Annotated in this window: 2 protein-coding genes; one reads left to right on the top strand and one right to left on the bottom strand. The window is 52.2% G+C overall.

What is annotated here, in order from left to right:
• Window positions 1-603, bottom strand: a 603-nt coding sequence (locus BKN05_RS12165; RefSeq protein WP_502686344.1) for an ATP-binding protein, incomplete at its 3' end; no start/stop codon positions are given.
• A gap of 378 nt (window positions 604-981) precedes the next feature.
• On the opposite strand from BKN05_RS12165, the gene BKN05_RS12160 reads away from it, so the two are divergent.
• A partial coding sequence (locus BKN05_RS12160) for an HNH endonuclease signature motif containing protein (protein ID WP_286688752.1) occupies window positions 982-2,161 on the top strand: 1,180 nt, incomplete at its 3' end.

Raw genomic sequence — 2,161 nt, 5'->3', positions numbered from 1 at the left:
CAACAGTGGCTTAATGGATTGTGGAATCCCTGCCATTGCAAGCGCTATTTCTCGGTTTTCGCGCACCAAATGCTGTATCGTAGCACCGAATTCAATGATTTCACTCTGATGGTAGTAGTGCAGTTCATCGAGCGTTATCAGCACCCCGACAGGTGGTTGGTTTAGCTTTTCATCTCGCTCTGCCTGTAATTCCAAAAAATCTGTAAGAACATCCCGAAGCGTAACCGTTGGCGTGAATTTTTCTGCCTCACTCAACTGAATCCCTCCGAGCGAAGCAATATTAAGGCCCGTCAGTTTTCGCGAAACTAGGTCAAATTGGTCTTTCGCGAGAGAATAAATTTTGTCACGGATTCTTTCCATAAAACCTGGAGTCGCGGTTTCCGAGATGACCCACCAGGACTCTGCATGGGCGATATCTTCAAATTCATTGAGCAATACAGTTTTGCCAACTCCCCGCATTCCAGATACCAGACTTAGGCGCTCATGCGAACCGGGCCCGTCCAGAAGCGCGTAACGAAAATCAGTAAGTTCATCTACCCGACCAGCAAGATACGGTGGAGTCGTGCCAGTTCCTGGACTAAATGGGTTTTTCGTACGTGCCATACCATCATTATAGACAACCGCTTTACTACTGTTTACAACTCTTACAACTTTTACAATCTTTACAATTATTACTACTTGGTTGACCATGAGAAATCGCTCGCCTACCGACCTGACTATCATGCAATGCGAAAATTAAATCGAAGATTTCTACTTGCACACTACACTGTGCAATGTTCGATTGCTGCACGCTGGAAAACATGCTAGAAGCCTACTTTAACTGGTGAACTACCGAGCAAACTCCACATGTTCGATAAGTTCCCCGAGTTGCTGCCCCAAGTTTTTAGGACACATTCTTATTCGAACACTGTTGTGTTTTTACGTTATTTGCGTTAGACTAAAGTCATTCCAGTTAGCAAGCATATTCGGGGGAGGGAATCCGTGAACGCCGACGCCACCGCTTATTTCACGCACTGCAGCCCCCACGACAAAGACGCGCAAGCCATGACGGCCCTGCGTCGGCAAGAGTTTCACGCTTGGGATTCCATCATTGATTTTGAACATTATGATTATGACCTGCTTTTGAAAGAGCTCACGGAAAAGAGTGGGCTGGGCAGCCACAAGGTTGGTGACATCATCGGAGCGTTTTATCGCATGATTGATCTGCCACAACTGCGCGATTTAGCGACCACGATGTGGCATATTGACATGGATCGGTGGATCGCAATTGACCGCGCAATGGCTAAAGCCGGTGACGTCAACGCACACCTGTTCGCCGTTATCGATAACGTGCTGGTTGACTACCTCACGCCGACCAAACCTGCGCAACAGATGCCGTCGAAACGCAGCATCACTAACCGCATTAACCGCGAAATCGAAGCGCATGATTCTTCTGTTCGGGAGAAGAAGCACAAGGATCCGACTCGGAAAAATTACGAAGTCCACGATATTCCGCTGGACAGCCGCAATGGCGACGATACCCACGAGTTTCACTTCGATACCGACGCCGCTACTGCCGTGAAAATCGATGCGCACGTGCACGAGCACGCGAAACAAGCCGGAATTTCGCTTCGCGACGCCGTCGTGGAGCTCTTGCTGGGTAAAACGCACACCTCCGTGACGCTGAATTGCTACCGCGCCAGCGATGTTGCCGACGCCCCGCTGTTCGTGTCGACGACTACCGGCGCTGGCGTGGCCACCCTGTTTGGCGCCGCTGCCGACGCCCTCGCCGGTGAAGCAGCCAAGCACCACGACATGGACGCCGTAGCCAACCACAAAGTCACAGGCTACGCCACCACACCGACGATGCGCAGCGCCGTGACCGGCCGCGATGGATGCTGCCGCTACCCAGGTTGTAGCATGCCAGCCACCACCTGCCAGATGGACCACGTGGTGGAATACGACGAGGGTGGTCTGACCAGCCCGGTAAACCTCATCGCGCTGTGCCAACACCACCACAACATCAAAACCGATCGCCGGGCCCGGCCCATCTTAGAGCCCGCCAGCGGAACCGTTGTGTGGTTGTTCCCCGACGGCACCTGGCAGTCCACTGAAGCTGACGGGCCACTGGCCAAACCAAACCGCAGATGGGTACAAACACTGCGGCAAAAGATCGCTTGTG

Origin of the sequence: Corynebacterium sp. S5S1 (genome assembly GCF_001913985.1) — a bacterium.
GTDB classification, from domain to species: Bacteria; Actinomycetota; Actinomycetes; order Mycobacteriales; family Mycobacteriaceae; genus Corynebacterium; species Corynebacterium marquesiae.
This window is presented reverse-complemented; position numbering and strand designations above follow the sequence as displayed.